The sequence below is a fragment of the Hyphomicrobium sp. genome, from assembly GCF_019753045.1.
Classification (GTDB): domain Bacteria; phylum Pseudomonadota; class Alphaproteobacteria; order Rhizobiales; family Hyphomicrobiaceae; genus Hyphomicrobium_B.
The window spans coordinates 201002-225261 of record NZ_JAIELN010000007.1; the positions used below are offsets into that span (position 1 = coordinate 201002).

Genomic DNA, 24260 nt, shown 5'->3' on the forward strand with positions numbered 1-24260 from the left:
TGGGCTACTTCCAAATCAACGAACCATCTCAAAATCGCCCGGGTTCCGGCTCGCAAGCCTCGATCGGTTGGGCCCGCCTACTTCCAATTCGGTTGGTCATGTTGACAATGTAGAGCGACATGATCGCTCCGCCGAAACAGAACACCGAAATGTATGCGAACTGGAAGAACGCGTATGTCACGAGCACCACGAACGTAACCAGATAGCCGAAGATATTGACCTCTCTGATCGAAGAAGTGACGAGCGGCGCGATGATCACAAATAGGTACACAATGTAGGTAAATTCCCGAGGGACGATAAAGTCCAACAGGTGGGTGCCCTGATAGCTGATGGCCCGGTCCAGAAACTTGGTAATTAGCCAGCCGTCATGCGCGAAGTAGGGGACATATTGCAGCGCGCCGATCATTCCGCCGAGAATTGCAAAGAGCAGATAAATCTGACGGCGCCGGCACGGCTCGAGATAGTAGGTCGAGTAGGGGACCCATACCGGCCACGCAAGCCAGGAGAAGAACATATAGGCCAGTGAAAAACGCTGGACCCACTCCGGGTCTGACCAATGGCCGCTTATCCAAACCAGACCTTCAAAAAATTGCTGAAGGCCAAATAACAGCGGCAAAGTCGCAAGGGGGACGAAGCTGCGATCCTTTCGATAAGCATTCAGCATTGCGTATGTTCCGGCGGGGACAAGAACGGCGGCGGACGCGAAGCTCACCTCAGCTGAAAAGCACATAACTTCTCGATCCCCGAACAGTTCTCACTCGGTCGCGGGTCTTCGGGCCCGCGCAATGCATCAATCGGAGCCCAAAGGCGTGAGGCCATAAGATCAGTTTCCACCCGCCGAATGGGTCATTGTCAGCCGGTTCAAGCGCAGCGAAAACCAGGTAAAGATCACGACGTCGATCAACGTTGCAAGCACGGCCTCCGTCATCACGATGACCTGAAACACCGACAGCTGGTTTACGCCTCGCGCCCAGTCGACGACGGCGTAACCAACGACGAATAGAGGCAACACAGACACAAGAATCTCGACTAGCGCGTGTACGACTCCTCCGCGTGGTTGCTCGAGAATGGCGCGGGCCTGCCAAGCCACGTAGAGAAGCGCAATGACGCCAATCCAAGACACATGTTTCATGGCCTCATCGGTAGTTGCCACGCTCGGTGTGTGTCCAACCCATAAGATCCACCATAGCAAGACCGATAGGACGATCGGAGCCCCATGCCTAACCGCCACGTAAAGGATAGTCCAAGCCGCATGACCGCTGTTGCTCTTGCCTGCGAGGTTAGCGTGCATCGCTTCCATGTTTAATCTCCGGGGTTCGAACCGATTGTCACGCGCGCGTCGTATCGATTGGGCGAAGTGAGCGCGGAATGAAGCCCGGAACACGCGCCGCATAGCTCCGATAGGCATCGCCGAATGTCGAGAGCGCTTCTTGTTCCTCGGTACGCGCGAGCCGCACGTACATCCATACGAGGACAGGGAACATCGCGAGGGTCAGGAGCGTCGGCCATTGGAGGAGAAAGCCGAACATCACGAGGATAAAGCCAACGTATTGGGGGTGTCGGACGTAGGCGTAGGGCCCAGTTGTGGCGAGGGCCTTTCGCTTCTGTGCCTCGTATAGCACTCGCCACGCCGCAGAGATCACCCAGAAGCCGCCGACGATGAAGGCAAAACTCAGCAGGTGGAAGGGCCCGAAGTGGGGATTGCCCCGCCAGCCGAACATCATTTCGAACAAGTGTCCCGCATCGTGCGAGAGCCAATCGACATTGGGATAGCGGCTTTGTAGCCATCCTGACAGCATATAGATGGTCAGCGGAAACCCGTACATTTCCGTGAATAGTGCAACGATGAAAGCGCTGAAAGCGCCGAATGATCTCCAATCGCGCGCCGTCTGCGGTCTGGAAAAGCTGAAGGCGAAAATTATAAAGATCAGCGAGTTGATGATCACAAGGCCCCAGAGGCCATACGCGGGTCCATCGTCGGTCATTGTATATTTTCCTTCGTTCCAGAAGATGTTTTGCTGGGCTCTCGGTCAGGGGACCCGTGCCCTCCGTGATGACCGTGACCGAACACGTGCAGCAGCGGACACGCCAATAGGAAGAGGAAGGGCAAATAGCCGAGGAAGTGCGCCCGGTGCTCGCTGAAGAGCATCACCAAGGCGATCGCCAGGAAGCCGAGAAAGACGAAGAACGTTCGTGACCCGAGGAATCTTCCTGATGGGGCCGAGCCCCGATGCTCAGCTTGCGGATTTTCGTGATCGTGCATGTTACTCTCCATTCGTCTGTGTTCGATGCCGCTGAAATCAGTGCAGGACCATTCCAGCGACGTGAAAGCCGGCGTCGGCGTGTACGATCTCGCCCGTGATGGACGTTGCGTAGTCGCTTGCAAGAAGCACAGAAACGCGGCCGACCTCGCAGGCGTCGACCGTGCGCCGAAGCGGGGCTTTGGCAGCGGCCTCGGCGATCAGCTCATCGAAGTGGTCGATGCCCGACGCGGCGCGCGTCCTGATCGGCCCGGCGGAGATGGCGTTGACGCGAATGCCCTTCGGACCGAGTTCGTGGGCAAGATATCGGACGGAGGCTTCCAATGCGGCCTTCACCGGCCCCATGACGTTGTAATGATCGACCACTTTTTCGGCGCCATAATAGCTCAAGGTGAGTAGCGTGCCACCTTGAATCATGAGTGGTTCCGCTAGCCGCGCCATGCGTATAAATGAGTGGCACGAGATTATCATCGACTCGGCGAAGCCGTCCGCAGAACAGTCGGTCAGACGGCCATGGAGATCCTCTTTACGTGCCCACGCAATGGCGTGGAATATGACGTCAATGCGCCCCCACTTCGCCTTGATCTCCTCGAACACGGCTTCGAGTTGCCCCGGGACATTCACGTCACAAGGCAAGAGGATCTCTGCGCCGAGTTCGGCTGCGAGGGGTGCGACATACGGCATGGCTTTGTCATTCAAATAGGTCATGGCGAGGTCGGCTCCAGCTCCTCTGATATGTTTGGCCGCCCACCAAGCGAGGCTGTCAGCATTCGCAACGCCAATAACCAGCGCTTTGCGCCCCTTGAGGTCGATGGCTTCCACTGGTCGTATTCCTCGTTTTTCAATCGATGCGAACGGTGACGACGGCAGCAAGGAGACGATGATGCTGCCGGCTACTTGCGAGCCTTGCTGCCACCACAACAGCCGACGTCAGCCTGCGGTGTGGAGGAGTGTACGGAGTGCGCAGTGTCCGATGGCTTGGATTGCACCTTGTTACCCGGATGAGGCTCGTGGCCCTTTTCGTGGTTGCCACAGCAGCATCCTGATTTCTTCGCTGCATCTGGCGTCTGCGCTGACGTTTCGTTGGTCTTTGACATGTCATTCTCCATCGGGTTTTGGGTATTTTTTCTGCGAATTGTTCGGTCAGCAGCCGTGGCGATGCCGTGAGTCTGCGTGACCAGCGTGGGCGGGTGCGCCACGTGGCGCTGGATCGTTTGAACCGGCGGTGGGCGACGCTGAACTGTTTATGTGAGTGAGCTCAGTTTCCGATTCCGCCGATGTGTTGTTTGCAGGGGGCGGATTCTGCCGGTCATCGCTGCTCTGGCGGCGGTGGCCGCCATGGCCGAACATGTGCATGGCGACGAAGCCAACGGCCAACGCAATCCAGAACCAGTTATTCTGAAGCCATTCCATAGGCCTTGCCTCCATTTGTTTAGGCCAGCCGCACCATGCGACTGGCGCCTTACTCGGCTGCGACGCTCACGTCGGGCCGTTGTGTCTCTTGCAATCGCAAACCGGCTTCGCGCTCGGTGACGTAGTTGCGGGTGAGCGGCACGGCATCGAGCCGCTTCGCCAATTGGATCTGAAACACCATCAGGCCGCCATGCCTGAACGCAGCCTCAAACCCTGCTAGATAAAACTCCCACATTCGGCAAAATCGCTCATCGTAAAGCATGGCGGCGTCGGCGCGTCGTGAGACGAAGCGCTCACGCCATGCATTGAGCGTTTGGGCATAGTGAAGCCGCAGGATTTCGATGTCGGTCACGATGAGGCCCGCTCGTTCTACCGCCGGAAGAACTTCGGACAATCCGGGCAAGTAGCCGCCAGGGAAGATATACTTGGCGACCCAAGGATTAGTGATAGTCGCCCCGTCGATACTGCCAATGGAATGGAGAAGCATGACACCGTCATCGGCAAGGAGATCGGCCGCCTTGGAGAAAAATGCATCGTAGTGGCTGAGACCAACGTGCTCGAACATTCCGACAGAAACGATGCGATCGAACTGACCCTGGATCGCCCGGTAGTCCTGAAGTCGAAAGTCAACCGCGCCTGCGAGTCCTTTTTGGACGGCTCGTTTGCGCGCGATCTCGAGCTGCTCAACCGACAGCGTGACGCCCGTCACCCGAGCGCTGCATTGCTCAGCAAGATACAGCGCCAACCCACCCCACCCGCTTCCGATATCAAGGACATGTTGGCCTGGCTCGACGATGAGCTTCGCCGCGATATGGCGCTTCTTTGCAAGCTGAGCCTCTTCGATGTTTTGTTCGGGGTGCTCGAAATAGGCGCAGGAGTACTGGCGATCGGGATCGAGAAACAGATCGTAAAGGCGGCCGTCTAGATCATAGTGATGAGCGACATTGCGTTTGGCTCGGCGTTCGGAATTGCGCTGACGGACTGATCGAAGAACCTTGCGGACGCTCGACCGTATCCTCAACAAACGTGTCTGCGGCTGGAGCCCAAGATTGCGCGTCGCGATCAACAGCAAATCGTAAATCGAGCCCCGCTCGATAACGAGGCGACCATCCATATAGAGCTCGCCTAGGGCCAGCGGCGGGTTCGACAGCAGCCGGAGCTCCGCAGCCCTGTCGGCAAAGCGGATGGAGGCGAATGGTTCTTTTTCATTTCCAAAGACGCGCTTCGCGCCGGACGCACCGATCGCTTCGAGAGTTCCGTCCTTGATGAAACGTTTGAGGAAGGCAGCCAAAAGACGGTTCATGCCCGGCCTCCGTAAATGCTGGCGAACGCGCGCTCTTCAGCGGCATCTCGAACCCTCTGAAGCGTTTCCCAGGAGGACGAGGTCTGGGCAATGAGCTGTCGCTCCTGGGCGATCAAAGGATGATCGTCGGATAAGGGCTTGCGATCGTTCGAAATGATATCAGCCAAAGTCGAAAAAGCGGCCATCCACGGAGCGAAACTATCTGAAAACATGTAGCGGCTGGTCCGCATGGGATGAAGCCATTGCGCCGCGAGTGCGATCCAAGGATTGCTCATGGCTTGGACCCAAGGGCTGAAGAATGTGCGATAGACGCCTTCATTGAACTCCGAGACCTGACGAACCCGGTCGAAAGTTGCGCGCGGATAGTCGAACCGGATATCCTCGACATTCCGAGGCTCGAACCGCACCGAATATTGATCGCGGGCGCAGTCGGGATCGCCGGTCGGATGATCGATTTTCATCTCATAGAGGCCGGGGGAAAGCCGTTCGATCTCGGGAAGATTTTCGAGGATGGCGCGGTGTTCGAACCGCACGACTTTCGCCGACACAAATATGCCGAGGTGACCTATTTTCTGATCGGTGAGATAGACAATCCGCTGGTTGCACGCCTTCAGATCTTCTGTGCTTCTATAGACGGCGGGGATCCAGCCGAGAGCTTGGTGCGGAGGCGTGATGTTGTCGCCGTAAGACGCAAAGATGACGAGCGGATTACGAATTTTGCGCAGATCGACGGCGCAGCGCTCGTCAAGCCGTACCTGCCCCTGCTCAAGCTCGTTGCCGATGAAAAGGTCCTCGACTGTGGACACGATCTCTTCGCGGCTCAAGCGATAGAAGCCGCCCCACCAGCGTTCGAAGTCGAGAAACCTGTCAGCCTCGGTGTCGATCCTTGTGAACAGGTTGGCGTATTTTTCGAAATACGAATTGCCGGGTTTAAGATTCTCGAAATTCTGCACAAGCCACGCGCCATCGAAACGCCCGCCGTTGACGTCTGCCAGAAAGTGGTTGAGCCACACGCCACCGACGAAGCCGCCTGTCATCCGCATCGGGTTCAAGCCTGGCTCGCCAGCCCAATACGAAAGTGGCGAACCATTGAGGACCGCAGCTCCGACTTGCTGTTCGCAATCCGCCGCAACAAGCGCCGCAGCCCATCCCCCCTGACAGTTTCCATAGAGAACGGGACGCTTGCCATCGTGGCGCTCGGCCACTTCCGCAACGAATCGGCCAAGCGCCTTGATGACGTCGCCTAGCGTTTGGCCCTTACAAGGCTCCGGAAAGAAAACGACGAAGTATACGGGGTGGCCAGTGTGCAGGGCGGTCCCGACCTCCGAGTCGCGCTTGAAGCCACCGATGCCCGGCCCGTGCCCTGCCCGGGGATCGATTATGAGAACCGGGGGCTTTGCGAGATCGACGCAATCGTCCCAGCAGTCATCACCGGCCTCCGTGATGCGCAAGAGAGCGTAGTTGACTGGACGCTCAAACTGTCGGGCATCGAGAAGCGTTTCATATTTGAAGTTGAGCAACGGCGGCAATCCGGCACGCTCGTGATCCAGCATGTTGTTGGCGCGTTTTCTCAGCGTATCGAAGAACAAGATCGTGCGTTCCAAGACGTCCCGCTGGTAGGCTAGGAAGTCTAGCGCGCTGGCGGCTGCCGGGGTTGGCTGGTCAACGGCCACGGCGGCGCTTGTGGCGACCACCTGCGTCAATCCATTCCGGCCCGGTCTCGTTTCTGCATGTTGGGTCGTTATTGCGGAAACAGAAGCCAGCGGTGCTTTTGTTGTCTCCGCATACGCAACGGATGTTTGGCGGGTAGGCATATTTGACTCTCCTTAAGCGCAGCGAGAAGTGAAAAAGTTGAATAGGGACCCGAAGACGAGGGCGACGTACCAGCCGTAGGCAAGAGTCTCGATCAGGCCGAGCAGGATGCCGAAGGGGGTCCATTCAAAGCCCGGGAAAAACTGGAACCATGGGAGGTGATTGCTCACGTCGGGAACGAAAAGCCGGAGTGCGACGCAGAGGAGATAAGTGACAGCGAAGAAGATGCTCAGGCTCGTTCCGAATACGCCGATAGGCAATCCCGAACGTGTATCAGTCGGTCGAGCAGGGGCTTGATGGATACTCATGACAAAGTCCTCACGGGGTTAGGCGAGTTTGCTTCCGTCCGGAGCTCACCCGGCTCAAGTTTGATTTAGTCGCGCCCTTGCGCAGGTCGCCTCTATCGGCGCCAGGCGGATCGGTGTTCGCATCCACCACCCCGAGCTTCCTTTCTTTGGATTGGCGGCCTGGCGGAGCGCTCATTTGACACTTTGACGCTAATGTCTCCAACGATAGGAGACTCCAATCACGTCTTAGCGAGGCCTGCACATGTTCCGTATCGGCGACGCCGCACGACTGTCGGGGATAACCATCAAACTGATCCGGTATTATGAGAGCGTCGGTCTCCTCAGGGTTGTCGACAGGCAAACGAACGGCTACCGGACCTACGAACTGCGTGACGTCCACGAGCTCCGCTTCATCAAGCGAGCACGGTTGCTTGGCTTTCCAATCAAAGAAATTAAGGAACTCCTCGAGCTTTGGCGCAACAAGCAACGGCGCAGCCATACAGTCCGCAGGCTGGCCGAGGCACATCTCGCCAACCTGAATGCCCGCATAAGGGCTTTTGAGGGCGTGACTGGCGTTCTGGAGCGTCTGATCAATGCTTGCGAGGGGAACGATCGGCCCGATTGCCCCATCCTGGATGAGCTCGGAGCAGAGGAACAAATCGATTGAGTTATCGCAGCCTATTTCGTTGGCGCCGCTCTGCTTAGACGTGTCTGCAAACTCGAACATTGGCATCATCCTCACGCGCGTATTTCATGGGGGGCCGACCCGCGCTGTTGCTCGTGCTGCAATTGAAAGATGCAGCTTCCGGCAAGGTGCTCAGAAAAGATCAGTGTCAACCGCGAGCTAAATATTTTGAGCTCGCCGCAAGTGCCACTTGCACGCCTGCCAGACGGAGCCGAAAAGGTGGCGCAGTGACCAGGGCTACAGCAGTTGAGACGACGCTCGGGTCAGACTCGCGGAGGAGGAAGGTCGGGGGCAACCGACACAGCGAGATGGCCAATGAAGGCCATTGCGCACCAAGAACCCAACGAGGGCGGGCTTGGCGTGGAGTTCTCTGCAGGAATCAGCCCTGGCGCCGCGCAAGAGGGGCAATGCGTGCCACCGGCAATTGAACCGCAACATCCGTCGGAACAGCAATCCCCATCGCAGGGATTCATGGAAATCACGAAGCTGTTTGCAACAATGATGGCTCGCTGACTATCCAACCGATCGAGCGTCATAGCCTCCTTGATTTGACCCGACGTCAGTTCGTTACCAAATGGAGATTTTGAATAGGAATGACCAGCGTGCGCCAATGAAACCTCTGGCGCTAAGGCCATGAACACAAGGCTTATCGCCAACAGCAATCCCCTTGCTGTAATTGATTGGCGCATCGGTCACTCCTGACGCCCGAGGAGGGCCGGAAAGGGTCACATTACTACAAGTACCAATATGCCTGCGGCTTGGCCCTTGAGCTTTGATTTACCTCAAGCGTCGTCCATAAAAAGTCTGGAGCACTTGTCGCACGCAGCCTTTACCAACGTAGTACCAACGTAGTACCAACGTAGGTCCTGTCTCAAATTCTGCCAACACCACCAGTTCGGTCGTCCTTGGGAACGGGTCAAGCCTTGAGAACTCGGTAATGGCCGGTTGCCATTCGCCTCTCTCAATGCCGCCTTATAATTAAGCAGATTGCCGATTGAAATGGCGCGATCATAAACAGCCCATCGCCATCGTTGGAATGTCGCAAGTAGCACTAACTTATTGAGAGTGAGCGGCTTTCTCATGCCAAATCAGCCGCACGTCCCGTCAAGTATGCTGGCACGGTCCGTGCCTCACTTGTCTCGAACCTTAAAAACCTGTCGAGTAGTTCTCGGCGATTGATGGGGAGAAGAGGCGTGATGATCACAGTGCGCGAGCAGGCTTTCGCAGTCTGGCGGCTGGCGGTCCCGTACTTTCGGTCAGCGGAAAAATCCGTCGTCCATCTCGGGCCTTTCGGACCCTACCGCGTCAAGGAGGGCTGGATTGGCTGCTGCCTGCTATTGGCAGTCATCTGCGCCCAGTGCGGGCAGATTTGCCTCACGGTCTACTTCAATCAATGGAACGCCGTCTTTTTTGATGCACTTCAGAATAAGGATCTACCAACTTTCTGGCGGCAGCTCCTTGTCTTCTCGGTCATCGCCGCTGCCTTCATGGTCATCGCGGTTTACCAGCTCTATCTCAGTCAGTGGCTCCAGATTCGCTGGCGGCGGTGGATGACGCATTACTATCTCGACCATTGGCTTGACGATGGCCTGCACTATCGCATGCGGCTAAGTGGAGATGCCACGGACAACCCTGACCAGCGCATCGCCGACGATATCGCACAATTCGTCGATCAAACACTGACGCTTGGCATTGGCCTGTTGTCCGCGGTCGGAACGCTGGCGTCGTTCTGTGTCGTCCTCTGGGGTATCTCGAATGAGGTTCCACTCTCGATTTCGGGATACGATCTCGCCGTACCAGGCCATCTGGTGTGGATCGCAGGCGCATTGGCGCTTTTGGCCACTGTCGGTTCCCACCTCATCGGCCGGCGGCTCATCGGCCTCAACTTCAATCACCAACGCCTCGGCGCCGATTTCCGCTTTGGGCTGGCGCGCGTGCGAATGCATTCGGAACAAGTTGCGCTCATGCGCGGTGAGCGTGTCGAGCGTGGTCTTCTGACTGACCATTTCGTGAGCATTGTCGCCAACTGGCATGCGATCATGGGCCGACAGAAAATTCTCACGTTCTTCACGGCCGGTTACAATCAGATCGCGGTGATCCTGCCGTACATCATCCTTGCCGGCCCATTTTTCGGGGGCCGTATTCAGCTCGGAACGTTGATGCAGACTGTGGGCGCATTTGGCCAGGTCCAATCGTCGTTCTCATATTTCGTCAATATTTATTCGAGCCTCGCCACGTGGAAGGCCGTCGTTGATCGGTTGGTGGGATTCGAAAGCCAAATCATGCTCGCCCGTGATCCAATGTCGAGACGCGGCGTCAAGGTAGGGCAAGCACAATCCGAGGTGGCGCTTTCCGTAGCTGATGTGCACGTCCAAACCCCCGACGGAACGCAACTTCTCGCCCGTACGAATTTCGTGGTTGAGGCAGGGAAGGCTCTTCTGCTGAAGGGCCCGTCGGGATGCGGAAAGACGACCCTATTTCGCACAATCTCTGGCTTCTGGCCGCATTCCCAAGGTGTCGTTGCGCTGGCGCCGAATGCACGCGTGCTCGTCGTCCCGCAAAAACCTTACTTGCCGCTTGGATCTTTAAGGACGGCGGTCGCCTATCCTGCAACGGCGTTTGATGTTCCAGATGAAAGGATAAGCGACGCGCTCGGCAAAGTCGGTCTTGGTTATCTGCTCCAATCTCTAGATCGAGTTGAGCAATGGAGCGATGCTCTCTCCCTTGGAGAGCAGCAGCGTATCGCCTTTGCCCGAGCTTTGCTGACGAGACCCGATGTACTGTTGATGGATGAAGCGACGTCGGCGCTCGACGAGCTATCCGAGGCCGCGCTGTTTCGTAGGCTTAGGGCTGAACTCCCTGAGGCCGCCATCGTCTCCGTCGGTCACCGCTCAAGTCTCAGCACCTTGCATCACGACTCGATAAACCTTGTTTCACCTTTGGCGATGGCTCAAACAGCTTAGGACCGGAACGAAATTTCGTCGACGAGCGAGAGCAGGCCCGCGGCAGAGCCACGGGCCTGTCTTGTTCCTTACTTACCTGGTTGAGGGAGCTGCGGTCCCGGTTGTGGAACCATTGGGCAACCGCCGCGCGTGATGGGCATTGGGCAGGTCCAATTGCCCGCTTGCGCCAGCCCGGCGAAGCCGGTCACGGTCACGACGCCGAGGAGCAAAGCTCCGATTATCGATTTCATCATTTTCGGTTCTCCCGAGTTTGGGATGATTGTCACGTCACCACGCACGCTTGTGTGCGCGGCATGGTTGCGAGCTTCACGGCTCGCCACGTCAGGTCTTGGTTCAGGCCCGGGGAGGCGGAGTGGGCGGCTTTACAAGCAACGAGTGCAGGACAATGCCGTATCGCGTTGATGCCGCCGGACGAGAGACTGGAGGTACACCCGCACCATTGGGTAGGATCGCGCAGTTGATGAAACAGTGGTTCACGCATCCGGCCGCGGTCCCGCATTGCGGCATTGTTCTGCAACCAGGCATAAACCTGTCGCACGGGCAGTGCGAAGGATTGCTGGCGCTCATCTCCGCGGTCATCATGCACGGCTTCGCCATTGCGACGCTGGCAAACGGCGCAAAGGCCGTGATCAGCGACAGCAGCAGGGCAAGTATAGTGCGGTGCAAAGTCATCGGACTTACCTACCTTATAGCTCGCAATCGGCTGCCGAAATTTCAAGATGAATAGTTCTGCTGCCGGCACTCGCGTAGAAATCACGGTCATCTCCATCATTTGCTCATCCAGGGCCTCTCCGCAGTCAGTTGTGAGACCGCAGGTATTTGATCAACGCCGCAATCGCCAGAACGAGCGCGATGATGGTGAGTAGCCCGAGGAGGCCCATTCCCCACATCATGCCCCCCATGCCGTCGTGCAGCATCGAGGCCTACTCCTTGGCGTAGATGGGCGCAGGGCCATCGTGGCCTGTGATGGTTAGAACCTCGAAGGGGTCTTCTTTGGTTCCCGACATCCCAGGCGAGCCTTGTGGCATGCCGGGGAGCGAAATGCCCTTGATGTCGGGCTTTTCCGCAAGCAGCCGCTTGATCGGACCGACCGGCACATGGCCTTCAACAACGTATTTGCCGATGACCGTGGAATGGCACCCTTCGAGGTCTTCGCGCACGCCGTACTTTTGCTTAATCAGCGTCATGTTGGGATGTTCGATGACGGTGACATTGAAACCGTTGGCGCGAAGATAGTTGGCATAGCCGTCGCAGCAGACGCAGCCGGGATTCTTGTACAGTGTGGCGGCGATTTTTTCCTCCGCCGCCGCGAAGCCGGAGGCAAAAACCAAAACGATGACTGCGAATAAGAAGCGTTTCATGTGAGTCTCTCCCTTCCAAAAATCTAAGACGGAGCAGGTCTACTCGGCCGGGTTGAGTTGCGGTGCACGGACCGGTTCCTCGGCAGGCAATTGCCAGCCTTTGACCAGTCCGTAGATGGCCGGGATGACGATGAGGGTCAGCAACGTTGATGAAACCATGCCGCCGATCATCGGCACGGCGATGCGCTGCATCACTTCCGAGCCGGTGCCGGTGCTCCACATGATGGGGAGAAGCCCCGCCATGATGGCCACCACCGTCATCATCTTCGGCCGCACGCGCTCCACCGCGCCGACCATAATCGCGTGGTAGAGGTCTGCGCGAGTGAACGGGCGTTTATAGAGGAGACACTCCGCGTGAATCTCCCGCGAGGCATTGTCGAGGTAGATCAGCATGATCACGCCGGTTTCGGCCGCGACGCCCGCGAGTGCGATGAAGCCGACCGCGACGGCCACGGAGAGGTTGAAGCCGAGCCACCACATCAGCCAGAATCCGCCCACCAGCGCGAACGGCAGCGACAGCATGACGATGAGGGTCTCGGTGAGGCGCCGGAAGTTGAGGTAGAGCAGCAGGAAGATGATCATCAGCGTCACTGGCACCACAATCTGCATGCGGGCTTCGGCGCGTTCGAGGTATTCGAACTGGCCACTCCACACCAGGTAGGTGCCGGTCGGCAGTTGCACGTTCTCGGCGACAGCCTTCTTGGCGTCGGCGACGTAGCCGCCGAGATCACGGTCGCGGATGTCGACGAAGACGTACGTCGCCAACTTGGCGTTCTCGGTGCGGATGCTGGTGGCGCCTTGCGTGAGCTTGATGTCCGCGACTTCTCCCAACGGCACCGTGCCGCCGTTCGGCAATGACACCAGCACGTCCTTGGCAATCGCCTGCGGGTTGGAGCGCAGATCGCGTGGATAGCGAATGGCGACTGTATACCGCTCCCTCCCCTCCACCGTGGTGGTGATGGGTTCGGCGCCGAGTGCCATCGCCACGACGTCCTGCACGTCGGAGATCATCAGCCCGTAGCGGGCCAGCCGCTCGCGGTTCGGGATGATTTCGAGGTAGTAGCCGCCAAGAACTCGTTCGGCATAAGCGCTGGAGGTGCCCGGGACCGATTTGAGTGCGGTTTCGACTTGGCGAGCGACTTTGTCCATGGCTGTCAGGTCTGTACCGATCACCTTGACGCCGACGGGCGTGCGAATGCCGGTCGCCAGCATGTCGATGCGCGCCTTGATGGGCATGGTCCAGGCATTGGAGACGCCAGGGAACTGCAAGGCGTTGTCCATCTCCTTGATGAGCCCGTCAACGGTGAGCCCCGGCCGCCATTCCTCCTTCGGTTTGAGGTTGATGACGGTCTCGAACATTTCGATCGGCGCCGGGTCGGTTGCGGTCTGCGCGCGGCCGGCCTTGCCGTAGACCGATGCGACCTCCGGGAATGATTTGATGATGCGGTCCTGGGTCTGCAGCAGCTCGGCCGACTTGGTGACCGACAGCCCCGGCAGTGTCGTCGGCATGTAGAGCAGCGTGCCCTCGTTCAAGTTCGGCATGAACTCGCTGCCGATCTGGGTGGCGGGCCATACCGACACCGCAAGGATGCCCACCGCCAGCGCGATGGTCAGCGCTTTGGCTTTCAGCACGGCGCGGATGATCGGCCGGTAGATGGCGATGAGAGCGCGGTTCAGCGGGTTCTTCGCTTCCGGGATGATCCGACCGCGCACAAAGATGATCATCAACGCGGGCACGAGCGTCACCGAAAGGATCGCCGCAGCTGCCATCGAGAAGGTCTTGGTAAAGGCCAGCGGGCCAAAGAGTCGCCCCTCCTGCGACTCCAGCGTGAAGATTGGCAGGAACGACACGGTGATGATGAGCAAGGAGAAGAACAGCGCCGGGCCGACCTCGCTCGCCGCTTCGATGAGGATCTCGGTGCGGGGCTTGCCGGGCGGCGCGCGCTCCAGATGCTTGTGCGCGTTCTCGATCATGACGATGGCCGCATCGATCATCGCGCCGATGGCGATGGCGATGCCGCCGAGGCTCATAATGTTGGAACCGATGCCGAGGAGCTTCATGGCGACGAAGGCCATGAGGATTCCGACAGGCAGCATCAAAATCGCAACCATGGCGCTTCGAACGTGCAGCAGAAACACGATACAGACCAATGCGACGACGAGGCTTTCCTCGAACAGCGTGGACTTCAGCGTTTCGATGGCGCGATGGATAAGCTCCGACCGGTCGTAGACCGGCACAATCGTCGTCCCTGCGGGCAATGAGGGCGCAATCTCCTTCAGCCGCTCCTTGACGTTGTCGATGACGGTCAGTGCATTGGCGCCTGAGCGCTGCAGGGCAATGCCACTGGCAACCTCACCGTCGCCGTTGAGCTCGGCGATGCCGCGCCGTTCGTCACCCGCCAGCTGTACGCTGGCCACATCCTTGAGCAGCACCGGTGTGCCGCCGTCGGACTTGACCACGATGTTGTTGAGGTCGTCGATGCCGCGCAAATAGCCGCGACCGCGCACCATGAATTCGTGTTCGGAAAGCTCCAGCGTGCGCCCGCCCACATCCATGTTGTTGCCGCGGATGACGTCGCGGATTTTGGCCAAGGGTATGTTGAGCGCGCGCAGGCGGCCCGGGTCGATGACGACGCTATATTGTTTGACGAAGCCGCCGACGCTGGCGACTTCCGCGATGCCTTCGGCTTTCGAAAGGCCGAAGCGTATTTCCCAATCCTGCAGCGAGCGCAAATCCGCGAGGGATTTATCCTTGCCGAGAACCGCATACTGGTAGACCCAGCCGACGCCGCTGGCGTCGGGGCCGAGTGTTGGCGTCACACCGGCGGGTAGGCGCTTGGCGGCCGCGTTGAGGTATTCGAGCACGCGCGAGCGCGCCCAATAGATGTCGGTTCCATCCTCGAAAATGATGTAGACGAAGGAGACGCCGAAGAATGAAAAGCCGCGCACCACCTTCGATCGCGGCACCGTCAGCATCGACGTCGTGAGCGGATAAGTAACCTGGTCCTCGACCACCTGCGGCGCCTGGCCGGGGAATTCTGTGTAGACGATGACCTGCGTGTCCGAGAGGTCGGGGATGGCGTCCAGCGGCAGCGTCTTTACTGCCCACACGCCCGCCAGGACCGCGAAGACGGTGGCGATGAACACCAGCATCAGGTTCCTGGCCGACCAGGCGATGAGGCGGGCAATCATTGCGTGGCCTCCGTCGCGGCCGGCGTCGATGGCGCCGTAAAGCCTTTCAAGGCGGCCTGCAGGTTGCTTTCGGCGTCGATGAGGAAGTTGCCGTTGACGACGACCCTGTCGCCCTCTGAAACGCCGCTGAGGACTTCACGGAAATCGTCACCGGTGCGGCCGAGCTTGACCTCGCGCGGCTCATAGCGGCCCTTGCCCAGCTCAACCAGCACGACCTGTCGGTTGCCGCTGTCGATCACCGCGCTGGCGGGAACCGACACCACGTCGGCCTTCGAGCCCGTCGCAATCTCCACGTCGCCATACATGTCCGGCAAAAGTGCCATGTCGGGATTGGGCAGTTCGATGCGCACACGCACCGTCCGGGTTTCCGGCATCAGGCGTGGATAGATCACCGTGACCGTACCGGTGACCGTTCGGCCCGGATGCGCCCGCGTCGTGACCTTGACCTTCTGGCCAACGCGCAGCGCATCCATGTCGCCCTCGGCCACGTTAGCCATCATCCATACCATGCTATGATCGACGATGCGGAAGCCGACGTCACCGGCCTTGAAACCTTGCCCATCGCTCCAATCACGCTCCAGCACGTCGCCGCTGATGGGCGCGCGGATGGTGAAGGTGTCAGGCACGCGGCGCTCGTTCTTAACCTGGTCCATGAACTCCTCGGGCACGCCGAGATTCTGCAGGCGGCGGGTGGCGCCGACTACGCCGGCCGGACCCTTCAGCCCTGGTGGAGAAGCCGCTTCGTCACTGCGTGTCCAACCGGAGGTCTGTTCGATGAGCAGGCGTGCGGCCTGGTCGAGCACCGCCTGACCGAACACCGTTGCCAGCGCTTCGCCCTCTTTCACATGCGTGCCGGTGGTGACGTTGCTGATCTTGACCACGTAGCCGTCGAACTTCGGCGACACCACCGCGACGCGGCGCTCATCGATGGCGACCACGCCTGGCGCCTGGATGGTGCGGGTGATGGCATGGCGACCGACCGCCACGGTCTCCACGCCGGTGCGCTGGATCTTGCCCGGCGAGACCTTGATCGAGCCATCGTCGCTGTCCTCGCCCTCGTAGACTGGGATGTAGTCCATCCCCATCGAATCCTTCTTCGGCACCGGCGAGGTGTCGGGCAGGCCCATTGGGTTGCGGTAGTATTTGATCTTCTTCTCGCTGGGCGAGGCGGCGGCCCGCGCCACAGATTCCGTTTTCGGCTTGGGCTCGAAGGACACGTCCTCGCTGGCAAGGACAGGCACATAGACCTGACCGCCGTCGGTGTTGCGCGGCGAGAGCGAATAGAACGGCCTGCCGCTGGGGTCGCGGTAATAGATCACCGGACCGGTGGCATCCGGACGCTCCCCAGTCATGGCCGCTGCGGGTGACAGCGGCAGCTTGAGCAAACCGGTCTGGCCGGCCCACAGCCCGGCTCCCGCCGCAGCGATAATCGCTGCGACGGAAACCAACCCCTTGGTCAGGGCGCTCATTGGGTGGCCTTGACGATGAGTTTGTCCTCAACCGTCCCGGTCTCGCCCTGCACCTTGGCGCCGAGTGACAAGGCCCATTCCCCGGCCATGCCGAGGTCGGTCTTGAAGCGATAGACGCCTGGCTCGGTCGAGGAAACCAAGTCGATCGGCGCGGTCATCGTCTCCATGCCGCCGGGGCCCATGTCGATGCGCTTGGCGAAGATCACCGCATCGGCGATCGCGCGGCCGGAGGGCTTATGGACCAGCTTCACCGAGATGACCGCCGCGCCCTGCTTCACCTCTTTATCAAGCAGCTGGAATTCGTAGTCTTTGACGTCGGCAAGCGCCGACCCAGCCATGCCCATGAGGAGCGCGACGCCGACGGCGGCCGCGCGCAATGAGGAACGTTGCATGTTAGGAATCTCCTGTTGTCGTGAACCGGCGCGGGCCACCACGGCCAACGCACGCAAAGGGCCACGGCATCAGCCGCAGCCGCTATCACGCCCCATGGGCGCGCGGTTCAGACGCTGGGAGGTCGAAGAAGAGGAGGGATCAAGGAACTGGCGGTAACCCGCGTTGGCGAAGGCATCACGCGCTGGCCGACACTATCACGCTGCAGCCGCGCTTCGGCGATTGGCTGCGGCATTGGCTGGAAGCACTTGACCAAGCAACTGCCCATCTCCGGGCAGACCTTCTGCGGACAATGCGGGCAGTGTTTCATCGGGTTGTGGCAGGGCATCTCGTCCGCCGCAGCGAGCATCGACATGTCGCCGGATGTCGCCGACGTTTGACCCGACATGGCCAAGGCATAGGTGGCCGTCATCGGCATAGAAATGAGCGCCCCGAACATGGCGACCATGCCGAGGACCACAAACCAGCGCTGGAACAGACGGTTTGTCACGAAATCAGACTGCCACACCATCAACTCCGTCGCAACATAGCCACGGGCGCCTTACTGACTAATGAATAATGCGTAATGCTAGGCGCGTAGATGGTCAGAAGACCGCCTTGTCGCGATTCTTCGCCATATCGAGGTTCTTAACCTCCTCCAGTCCCTTGGCATTCTTGAATACAGTTCCGTAGATGTTGGCGTCGGTGAAGTCTGCGCCGGCAAGCTCCGCTCCGCTAAGATCCGCGTTCGATAAATCAGCCCCGATCAGAATGGCGCCCCTGAGGTTGGCGGCAGCCATGTTGGCGAAGATTAGGTTCGCGCCGGTGAAGTCGGCGCCCGTCAGATTCCCTCCACCGAAGAGCGCGCCGGAAAGGTCGGTCTGCTTCGGCATCTTGAACTGGTTGCGCTCGGTGCCGAGCCGCGCGCCAGAGAGGTTGGCGTTGCGGAAATCGGCGCGGCTCAATCGTGCGAATATACGCGCTCCGGAAAGATTTGCACCTACGAAGGTCGGTGCGTTGGCGGCGGAAACCTCGAACGTCAGCGAACCAACGGCGTCGAACAGAGTGGCCTGTGAAAGGTCGGCACCGTCAAACTTGGCCCCGGCCAGTGACGTCCGATCCAGCTTGGCGCCAACAAGCTTGACGCGGGAGAGATTGGCTCCCGTCAGGTCATCACCCAGCAGGTTGGCGCCCGCCAGATTCGCTCGCTTGAAGTTGACGCCGCTGAGATCAAGTAGGGAAAGGTCTTTGCCCGAGTAATTGAGCTGGACCCCGGGCTTGGCGTTGAAGAGCGCTTGAACGATCTGGTGCAACGGAAGTTCCGCGCTCCCGGCAGTGGCGACAATGCCAAGAGTGAAGAGAAGACCTAAGCAAGCCCGAACCAGTACCTTCAACGTCATTCTCCAGTCAGAGAACGAAGCACCATAGACTGGAAAGCTACACCGTCATCGCTTCCCGGCTCTCAGCCCACGCCTGACGAAGAATCTGCGTCGACGACATGAGGAAGACACCGGCCATGATGCCGGCAACCAGCAGGTCCGGCCATGCGCTCGCGCTGCCCCACACCGACAGGGCGGCGATCATCACCGCGACATTGCCGATCGCATCGTTGCGAGAGCATAGCCACACCGAACGGACGTTGGCATCCCCGTCCTTGTAGCGCAGCAGAAGGAGCACGCTGGCCAGGTTGGCGGCGAGCGCGAGCATGGCGATGCCGCCCATGATTTCCGCGCGCGGCAATCCAAGGATCAACACGTGATAGAGAGTGCTCCCGAACACCCACATCCCCATCAGCAGCAGGCTGCCGCCTTTCAATAGCGCGGCGCCGGAACGGACCTGCAGCGAGCGGCCGATGACCGCGAGGCTGATGCCGTAGGTGAGCGTGTCGCCGAGGAAATCCAGGGCGTCGGCCTGAAGCGCCTGCGATCCCGCCAGCTGGCCGGCCGCCATCTCCACCACAAACATGATGCCGTTGAGGGCGATCACCGTCCAAAGGACGCGCTTGTAGCGCGGGTCCAGGCCGTCGAAGCGCGGATTGCCGTGACAGCCGCAGGCGGAGGATTGGCAGGAGTCGGTCATGGTCAGCCCTTTCGTTTTCACGTCCGGAAGGCTACAATCTCTAGTGACTAGAGGAGCAAGAGGTTATGAGCGACGTCATGGCGATCGGCGTTTTGTCCCGCAAAACCGGGGTGAAGGTGCCCACTATCCGCTTCTACGAAGGCATCGGGCTGCTGCCCGCGCCGCCGCGCAGCGAGGGTAACCGTCGGCTCTACAGCACCGAAGCGGTGGACCGCCTGCGCTTCATCCGCCACGCGCGCGAGCTGGGGTTCGAGGTGGAGGCGATCCGCGAACTGCTGGACCTCGCCGAGCAGCCGCAACGCTCCTGCGCCAAGGTAGACGCCTTGGCGCGGGAACACCTGCACGCCATTACCAGCCGCATCGAACGATTGACGGCGCTCAAGACCGAAGTCGAACACATGATCAAGTCTTGCGCGAAGGGGCGCATCGCCCAATGCCGCATCATCGAGGCGCTGTCACATCATGAGCATTGCCTGAATCATAAGCACTAGCGACGATGCCGGGATTATTTCTGCCGGGTCGGGTCACTCACCGCGGCGACTAGTCTCCACACGTCGCCTCGGGAATTGTCGACGACGATTGAGATTTCAGTAGCATCACAACTGACAAGAGGATGACGATCGCGCCAAAACATTGTGCCGGAGTCAGGCGCTCTCCGAGCAGTGCGTAGGCGGCCGCCACTCCAAACAGGGGAGTCAGATTGATAAACATGCTCGCAGTGCTCGCTGGGACGCGCCGAAGTCCGTTCAAATAAAGCCAGAACGCGGCAGCGTAGTACATCAAGCCACTTAGCGCTCCGCCCAGCACCTCACTCTGTGTGAGCGTCAATATGCTATCGACGCCGTTGCCTCGTAGTTCAAAAGGCCAGATGGCTACGGACCAAATGAGCCCCGCCGTCTGCTGAATGGCAACCGTGAGAAGCGGATCGACGCCCAGCCCAATCTTTCGGGATAGTATCGTATAGATCGCACAGCAGAGTACACCTCCTAAGATAAGCATCGCACCGTAACGATTTCCTATTTCTGTCGCTTCTAAATTTAGAAGACCGCTCACGAGAAGGACCCCGCATGCTGCTGTTGCCGTAAGCAACACTAGGCGGGGCGTTATAACCTCCCTAAGAACGAGCCACGCCATAGCAACGATAAGGGCCGGCTCAGCTGCCCAAAGCAAAGTCGCGACACTGGCCGTCGTGCGCACCAGACCGAGCATGCTCAGTGTGTAGGAAAGACCCGGATTCAATAAACCGATCAGCGCCAGTGGCAGAAATCCGCGCCAATGCGTCGGCCGCACGCCCTTTGCTGCGACCAGAAGCCAGAGCGCCAACACGCTCGGTGCGAGCTGGATCACCAAAAAGGTGATGGGAGGAACGGACGCGAGGAGTTGTTTGCTGAAAACCGTTGCGACGGCCCAAAATGCGCTTGCTAGGACAAGTGATACGCTTGGTGAAATACCCGCGGAATGGCGTGCCATGTTGGCTCTCCACATTGAATGACCCGGATCGAAGGCTGTGACTTGAGCGAGCGAAATATCGCTCGATCGCTGCAAGCGTCGTCGTCACAGTTGTCGTAACCAGGTTTTCGTGAAGGCCGATTGGTCATAGGCGAGGATAAAGTTGGTCGTTCATTCGGCGCTTTGTTGAGCGTCTTTGCCCGTCCGCGTCACAGTCTAACAGCGACTGTGTCGGGATACAAAAGCGCCGCCGCCGCTGCCTACCGCCGGGTTTATGGCGAGCCAACGCCGTCGTTTAGCCGTGCAAAGAATATTCGTAGTCATCCCCGCTTTTGAGGATTAAGCGGTCAAAAGGTCCTTCTTTTCAAACCCGCTTCGAACGATCCGTATCGCGGCGGGATCAAAGCTTTGCGCCAATGCGAAGGGCTCAAACTAAACGGAAAGGAAGGCATCCTGGGCGCAACTCGAAGAGATCGTGAGAAACGCGTAACGGCTTCTAGCATTTAGCACATTCGAGATGGTAGGTCTGATTTTCGATCATTCGAATGGGGGGAATGGGAATGTTGCTCGCCAAGACACTTGGGTTGTTCGTTGTCACAGCAATCGCGGAGATCATCGGCTGCTATCTCCCATACCTTTGGCTAAGGAAAGACGGCTCGCCGTGGCTGCTTTTTTGGGCCGCCATCGCACTGATCGCTTTTTCATATCTTCTCACGCTGCACCCCGATGCGGCCGGTCGGGTGTATGCGGCCTATGGCGGTGTCTATGTGACTATCGCGATTTTCTGGCTATGGCAGGTTGACGGCATCCGTCCGACGACTTGGGACATTGTCGGCGTCATCGTCACCATCATTGGAATGGCGATCATCGTGCTCGGCGGGTGGAAATCGGCATAGGCTTTTCTGCGTGATTCCGCCTCCCGATTCTGGTCAGCCTTTTCGAATTTCCAGCCTTACCCGCGGTGATCATCAATAAGGCCATGAGCTTGATCGTGGTGTCGGCATCCTTGCCCTTCCGGGCAAGCACGATCCCGTTCTCCGAGATCGCTTCTCACTGGATGATCATCGTCAACTTACTTGTGGGAAGCGTCGTCGGCGCATGGATCGGCGCCTCCTGGGCAGCAGCCGGAAAATGACCCGCTGGCACGCTCTTCCTGGATTGGGGGACAAGCGACCGTTCCGTAGCTGCAAAACACGCAGCAGTCCCCGGCCTTCGGCCTCAGCATCTGGCCACAGCCCGCGCAGGTGTAGAATCCCACGCAGGCATCTGTCGGCATTGTTTCGGTCACCTGATGTCCGCAGTTTGGACAGGTGATGGTCGAGAGAAGATTTAAGTTAGCAGCGGTTTCCATCATGCGCGATTTCTTGCCCTGTTGGTCTGCTCCGCAGCTTCATGTTTTGCGGGCACCATTTCCCGCCGCCAACGAGAGGTTCACGCGCCGCGACAGTTCCTCGGCACTTTCCTTCCGTTCGCTGTACCGGTCAACAAGATAAGCCGCGCGGTCGCGGGTCAGCAGCGTGAACTTCACCAACTCCTCCATCACGTCCACCACACGGTCGTAATAAGATGACGGCTTCATGCGGCCGTCCTCGTCGAATTCGTTGAAGGCCTTCGCCACAGACGATTGGTTCGGAATCGTGATCATCCGCATCCAGCGGCCGAGCACTCGCATCTGGTTCACGGCGTTGAAGGACTGTGAGCCGCCGCTAACCTGCATCACCGCCAGCGTCTTGCCTTGCGTCGGCCGGATTGCGCCGGTCGACAAAGGTATCCAGTCGATTTGCGACTTCATCACCCCGCTCATTGCGCCGTGACGCTCCGGAGAGCACCACACCTGTCCTTCAGACCACGCCGCAAGCTCGCGCAACTCCTGCACCTTGGGATGCGTTTCCGGCACGTCGTCCGGTAACGGCAGCCCGTGCGGATCATAGATCTTGGTCTCGGCACCGAAGTGCTCCAGCAGGCGCGCTGCTTCCATGGCGAGGAAGCGGCTATACGACCGCGCGCGCAATGAACCGTAAAGAAGAAGGATGCGCGGCTTGTGAATTGCCGTGGCGGCCAACTTGTCGGCGGCCGGAATGTGCAGGTGATCATGGACGACGTTGTTCAGGTCATCCGTGCCGTTCTTGGCCATTACGCTGTCTTTCTTGCGGGCACCACTTCGCCGTCTTCCTTGGTGAAGGTGCCGATGTGGGGATTGGGGAGGATGTCGAGCACGGCTTCCGAGGGGCGGCACAGCTTCACGCCGAGTGGCGTTGCCACGATCGGCCGGTTGATCAGAATGGGGTGCTCCAACATGAAGTCGATCAGCTCGTCATCGGTCCACTTGGGACTTCCGAGATCCAGCTCCGCATAAGGCGTGCCTTTCTGGCGAAGCAACTCGCGCGGGCCCATGCCCATGCGCTTCATCAGATCCACGAGGGTCTTCCTCGATGGCGGCGTCTTGAGGTACTCGATGACCTCTGGTTCCTCACCGCTTTGCCGGATCATCGCCAGCGTATTCCGCGAGGTGCCGCAGGCAGGGTTGTGGTAAATGGTGATAGTCATGGCTCACTCTCCCGGCTGCGCGGACAAGCCCCGCTTTCGGACGGCATGACCCACCTCGTACCAATCCCGCGAGGAATTCACGATCTTCACCACGGATAGCATCACCGGCACCTCGATCAACACGCCGACCACGGTCGCGAGCGCAGCGCCCGAGTGGAAGCCAAACAGGCTGATCGCAGCCGCCACGGCGAGTTCGAAGAAGTTGCTGGCACCGATCAGCGCGGAAGGACCGGCGACGCAGTGGGCTTCGCCAGCCGCCCGGTTGAGCAGATACGCCAGACCCGAATTGAAGTAGACCTGGATCAGGATGGGCACCGCGAGCATCGCGATTATAAGCGGTTGCGCCAGAATCTGTTGGCCTTGAAATCCGAAGAGCAAGACCAGCGTGGAAAGCAACGCCAGCAAGGAGAGCGGCTGCAGATGCCGGAGCAATCCGTCGAGGGTCTGCTGTCCGCCGGTGGCGAGCACGCGGCGGCGAATGACCTGCGCGACGATGACCGGCACGACGATGTAGAGCGCGACCGAAAGCACCAACGTATCCCACGGCACGGTGATCGCGGAGAGGCCAAGCAGGAGGCCGACGAGCGGCGCAAACGCAAACACCATAATGACGTCGTTGAGCGCCACCTGGCCCAAAGTGAAGTGAGGTTCGCCGCGTGTGAGATTGCTCCACACGAAGACCATGGCAGTGCAGGGGGCCGCCGCGAGAAGAATGAGTCCTGCAATATAGCTGTTGATCTGGTCGGCGGGCAGGTACGGCTTAAACAGCCATCCGATGAAGACCCAACCCAGCAGAGCCATCGAGAATGGCTTCACGGCCCAGTTGATGAAGAGCGTTACGCCAATGCCGCGCCAGTGCTCCTTGACCTTCGACAGCGCCGAGAAGTCGATCTTCACGAGCATGGGAATGATCATCAACCAGATCAGCACCGCTACCGGCAAGTTGACCTTGGCGATCTCAGCCGCGCCGATGGACTGGAATGCACCCGGGAAGAAATGGCCGAGCGCAATGCCGAGCACGATGCAGCCACCGACCCAGATCGTCAGATAGCGTTCGAATGTGGACATGA

General features: G+C 59.2%; 28 protein-coding genes. 6 read left to right on the top strand and 22 right to left on the bottom strand.

The genetic code is table 11. The features are described 5' to 3' along the window. Window positions 1-28: 28 nt before the first annotated feature. From K2Q04_RS09595 to K2Q04_RS09630, 8 genes are all read right to left on the bottom strand, one after another. Complete coding sequence (locus K2Q04_RS09595) at window positions 29-730, bottom strand: DUF6629 family protein (protein WP_366935745.1); 702 nt, start codon at window positions 728-730, stop codon at window positions 29-31. A 93-nt stretch (window positions 731-823) separates the two neighbouring features. After that, a complete protein-coding gene (locus K2Q04_RS09600) occupies window positions 824-1132 on the bottom strand; it encodes a hypothetical protein (protein ID WP_291162508.1) in 309 nt (102 codons plus the stop codon). Window positions 1133-1328: 196 nt separating this feature from the next. Then, window positions 1329-1985: an isoprenylcysteine carboxylmethyltransferase family protein gene (locus tag K2Q04_RS09605; protein ID WP_291162511.1), complete on the bottom strand. Its 657-nt coding sequence runs from the start codon at window positions 1983-1985 to the stop codon at window positions 1329-1331. Further along, entirely contained in the window at window positions 1982-2263 is a 282-nt protein-coding gene (locus K2Q04_RS09610; protein ID WP_291162514.1) for a DUF2933 domain-containing protein, read from the bottom strand. The genes K2Q04_RS09605 and K2Q04_RS09610 overlap by 4 nt, the downstream gene beginning before the upstream one ends. Before the next feature lie 37 nt (window positions 2264-2300). Continuing rightward, entirely contained in the window at window positions 2301-3074 is a 774-nt protein-coding gene (gene fabI / locus K2Q04_RS09615) for an enoyl-ACP reductase FabI (protein WP_291162793.1), read from the bottom strand. 649 nt (window positions 3075-3723) lie between these two features. Further along, a complete protein-coding gene (locus K2Q04_RS09620; protein WP_291162518.1) occupies window positions 3724-4977 on the bottom strand; it encodes a cyclopropane-fatty-acyl-phospholipid synthase family protein in 1254 nt (417 codons plus the stop codon). Beyond that, window positions 4974-6671 carry a DUF3141 domain-containing protein gene (locus K2Q04_RS09625; protein ID WP_291162521.1) on the bottom strand — a complete coding sequence of 566 codons (1698 nt, stop codon included), beginning with the start codon at window positions 6669-6671 and terminating at the stop codon, window positions 4974-4976. Before K2Q04_RS09625 ends, K2Q04_RS09620 begins: the two co-directional genes overlap by 4 nt. 132 nt (window positions 6672-6803) lie before the next feature. Then, window positions 6804-7097: a DUF5676 family membrane protein gene (locus tag K2Q04_RS09630; protein WP_291162523.1), complete on the bottom strand. Its 294-nt coding sequence runs from the start codon at window positions 7095-7097 to the stop codon at window positions 6804-6806. A gap of 241 nt (window positions 7098-7338) precedes the next feature. Between K2Q04_RS09630 and K2Q04_RS09635 the strand changes: the two genes are divergently transcribed. The 3 genes from K2Q04_RS09635 (at window position 7339) to K2Q04_RS09645 (ending at window position 10724) form a co-directional block, all read left to right on the top strand. Beyond that, a complete protein-coding gene (locus tag K2Q04_RS09635; protein WP_291162526.1) occupies window positions 7339-7743 on the top strand; it encodes a MerR family DNA-binding protein in 405 nt (134 codons plus the stop codon). Between the two features lie 333 nt (window positions 7744-8076). After that, the gene (locus tag K2Q04_RS09640; protein ID WP_291162529.1) at window positions 8077-8274 is read left to right on the top strand and encodes a hypothetical protein; all 198 of its coding nucleotides are present in this window, start codon (window positions 8077-8079) and stop codon (window positions 8272-8274) included. 683 nt (window positions 8275-8957) lie between these two features. Further along, a complete protein-coding gene (locus K2Q04_RS09645; RefSeq protein WP_291162532.1) occupies window positions 8958-10724 on the top strand; it encodes an ABC transporter ATP-binding protein/permease in 1767 nt (588 codons plus the stop codon). Between the two features lie 68 nt (window positions 10725-10792). On the opposite strand, the gene K2Q04_RS09650 is transcribed toward K2Q04_RS09645, so the two are convergent. From K2Q04_RS09650 to K2Q04_RS09690, 9 genes are all read right to left on the bottom strand, one after another. After that, entirely contained in the window at window positions 10793-10957 is a 165-nt protein-coding gene (locus K2Q04_RS09650; protein ID WP_291162535.1) for a hypothetical protein, read from the bottom strand. A gap of 29 nt (window positions 10958-10986) precedes the next feature. After that, window positions 10987-11496: a hypothetical protein gene (locus tag K2Q04_RS09655; RefSeq protein ID WP_291162538.1), complete on the bottom strand. Its 510-nt coding sequence runs from the start codon at window positions 11494-11496 to the stop codon at window positions 10987-10989. A 151-nt stretch (window positions 11497-11647) separates the two neighbouring features. Next, window positions 11648-12085 (bottom strand): DUF411 domain-containing protein, encoded by a 438-nt coding sequence (locus tag K2Q04_RS09660; protein WP_291162541.1) that lies wholly within the window; start codon window positions 12083-12085, stop codon window positions 11648-11650. A gap of 39 nt (window positions 12086-12124) precedes the next feature. Continuing rightward, on the bottom strand, window positions 12125-15277 hold the full coding sequence (locus K2Q04_RS09665; protein ID WP_291162544.1) for an efflux RND transporter permease subunit: 3153 nt from the start codon (window positions 15275-15277) through the stop codon (window positions 12125-12127). Beyond that, the gene (locus K2Q04_RS09670; RefSeq protein ID WP_291162547.1) at window positions 15274-16746 is read right to left on the bottom strand and encodes an efflux RND transporter periplasmic adaptor subunit; all 1473 of its coding nucleotides are present in this window, start codon (window positions 16744-16746) and stop codon (window positions 15274-15276) included. The genes K2Q04_RS09665 and K2Q04_RS09670 overlap by 4 nt, the downstream gene beginning before the upstream one ends. Then, window positions 16743-17138, bottom strand: a complete 396-nt coding sequence (locus K2Q04_RS09675) for a FixH family protein (protein WP_291162550.1) — start codon at window positions 17136-17138, stop codon at window positions 16743-16745. The genes K2Q04_RS09670 and K2Q04_RS09675 overlap by 4 nt, the downstream gene beginning before the upstream one ends. A gap of 107 nt (window positions 17139-17245) precedes the next feature. Further along, window positions 17246-17644, bottom strand: coding sequence for a hypothetical protein (locus tag K2Q04_RS09680; RefSeq protein WP_291162553.1), 399 nt, complete (start codon window positions 17642-17644; stop codon window positions 17246-17248). Between the two features lie 76 nt (window positions 17645-17720). Continuing rightward, complete coding sequence (locus K2Q04_RS09685) at window positions 17721-18509, bottom strand: pentapeptide repeat-containing protein (protein ID WP_291162555.1); 789 nt, start codon at window positions 18507-18509, stop codon at window positions 17721-17723. Window positions 18510-18552: 43 nt separating this feature from the next. Beyond that, on the bottom strand, window positions 18553-19194 hold the full coding sequence (locus K2Q04_RS09690; protein ID WP_291162558.1) for a cation transporter: 642 nt from the start codon (window positions 19192-19194) through the stop codon (window positions 18553-18555). A gap of 65 nt (window positions 19195-19259) precedes the next feature. Between K2Q04_RS09690 and K2Q04_RS09695 the strand changes: the two genes are divergently transcribed. Then, complete coding sequence (locus K2Q04_RS09695) at window positions 19260-19685, top strand: helix-turn-helix domain-containing protein (RefSeq protein ID WP_291162561.1); 426 nt, start codon at window positions 19260-19262, stop codon at window positions 19683-19685. A gap of 49 nt (window positions 19686-19734) precedes the next feature. Here K2Q04_RS09695 and K2Q04_RS09700 read toward each other — a convergent pair whose 3' ends face one another. Further along, on the bottom strand, window positions 19735-20664 hold the full coding sequence (locus tag K2Q04_RS09700) for a DMT family transporter (protein ID WP_291162564.1): 930 nt from the start codon (window positions 20662-20664) through the stop codon (window positions 19735-19737). A gap of 539 nt (window positions 20665-21203) precedes the next feature. Between K2Q04_RS09700 and K2Q04_RS09705 the strand changes: the two genes are divergently transcribed. Further along, window positions 21204-21539: a YnfA family protein gene (locus K2Q04_RS09705; RefSeq protein ID WP_291162566.1), complete on the top strand. Its 336-nt coding sequence runs from the start codon at window positions 21204-21206 to the stop codon at window positions 21537-21539. Between the two features lie 83 nt (window positions 21540-21622). Next, complete coding sequence (locus K2Q04_RS22210; protein WP_366935748.1) at window positions 21623-21778, top strand: hypothetical protein; 156 nt, start codon at window positions 21623-21625, stop codon at window positions 21776-21778. On the opposite strand, the gene K2Q04_RS09715 is transcribed toward K2Q04_RS22210, so the two are convergent. The 4 genes from K2Q04_RS09715 to arsB are packed head-to-tail and all read right to left on the bottom strand — an operon-like array spanning window position 21716 to window position 24258. Next, window positions 21716-21994: a GDCCVxC domain-containing (seleno)protein gene (locus tag K2Q04_RS09715; protein ID WP_291162568.1), complete on the bottom strand. Its 279-nt coding sequence runs from the start codon at window positions 21992-21994 to the stop codon at window positions 21716-21718. The genes K2Q04_RS22210 and K2Q04_RS09715 overlap by 63 nt on opposite strands. A 39-nt stretch (window positions 21995-22033) precedes the next feature. After that, a complete protein-coding gene (gene arsH, locus K2Q04_RS09720) occupies window positions 22034-22777 on the bottom strand; it encodes an arsenical resistance protein ArsH (protein ID WP_291162571.1) in 744 nt (247 codons plus the stop codon). Then, window positions 22777-23190 (bottom strand): arsenate reductase (glutaredoxin), encoded by a 414-nt coding sequence (arsC, locus tag K2Q04_RS09725; protein WP_291162574.1) that lies wholly within the window; start codon window positions 23188-23190, stop codon window positions 22777-22779. Before arsC ends, arsH begins: the two co-directional genes overlap by 1 nt. A gap of 3 nt (window positions 23191-23193) precedes the next feature. After that, entirely contained in the window at window positions 23194-24258 is a 1065-nt protein-coding gene (arsB, locus tag K2Q04_RS09730; RefSeq protein ID WP_291162577.1) for an ACR3 family arsenite efflux transporter, read from the bottom strand. Window positions 24259-24260 lie beyond the last annotated feature (2 nt).